The sequence below is a fragment of the Micromonospora sp. NPDC047620 genome (assembly GCF_043205005.1).
Taxonomy (GTDB): Bacteria; Actinomycetota; Actinomycetes; order Mycobacteriales; family Micromonosporaceae; genus Micromonospora.
The window spans coordinates 1-1,030 of the sequence record NZ_JBIDDG010000209.1 but is presented as its reverse complement, the minus strand read 5'-3'; the positions used below and the strand labels follow the sequence as shown (position 1 = coordinate 1,030).

Here is a 1,030-nt window from a genome sequence, read left to right as displayed (position 1 = left end):
ATGACGGCGGCCCGGCGCAGATTCTGGTATTCGGCGGTATCGAGTGCGCGGCGCAGCGTCTCCGGGCTGATATCGGTCAGGTCGATGCCCAATCGATCGGCGGCGGCCCGCAACTCGTCGGCCGGATTGTCGTGCGGCGCTTCGGCTTCGCCGTGCTGGGGCGCGGAATGGCCGGGCAGGTCATGGGGCTGTGATTCATCGACCAGGTGGCCCAGCCCGATATCGCGCAGATACTTGTGCATCGCCGCGACCTCGGCCGGGTCCGCGTCCTCGTTCCAGTACGCGTACTCCCGCCCGTCGCGGGTGCGCATCGGAATATGTTCACCCGCTTGCAGATCCATGCGAGCGGTGAGGTGGTTCAGCAGCGGTGCGTGTTCCCGGTTGATCCAGAGCGTGAACGACTCCTTCAGCAACCGCGCGTAATTGATGCTGATGTCGTGGTCACCGAGGGTCTCGAGCACGTGGATGTCGAACAGATGCCCGAAATCCTCGGTCATCTCGGTCTGATATTTGCCGTCCTGACCACTGCCCGACGGATATTTCGGATAGTGCCCCTCGTACCCGCCGGTGAACCGCTGCCACAGCGAACGCAGCCGCCCCGGCTTCGCCGGTTCGACCTCACCGCCGGGCGTGTGCTCACCTTCGCCGACCGGCTCGACGGATTCGACCCGCCACCGCCCGCCGCCGTCGGCGACCAGCCGCAACCGCACATGCTCACCGTCGACGGCCACGACGACCTCGCCCCGCCGTGGTGGCTCGCCCGGGGCCGCGCCCGGCGTGGGCGGCTCGCCGGGTGGACGACCCGCACCACCGGCACCGTCGGGCAACTCGGGACTGTCCACGTGCGGTGCGCCATCGAACCCTTCGGGGCGCCGGAAAAGGACTGTGACGCCGGTGTTCTCGCCCAGCCGGCCCTCGAGACCGGAATCCCCCGGCAGCTCCGGATCGCCGAAGGTGACCTCGGTATAGCCCAGCTCTTCGGCGAGCTTGCCGGTGAACGTGCGGCGCGCCGATTCTTCCGGCGTGAAGC

General features: G+C 68.1%; 1 protein-coding gene. It reads right to left on the bottom strand.

Annotated elements, in window-relative coordinates; genetic code table 11:
• The coding region (locus ACGF5C_RS35320; RefSeq protein WP_393308838.1) for a hypothetical protein at positions 1-1,030 on the bottom strand (1,030 nt) is incomplete at both ends.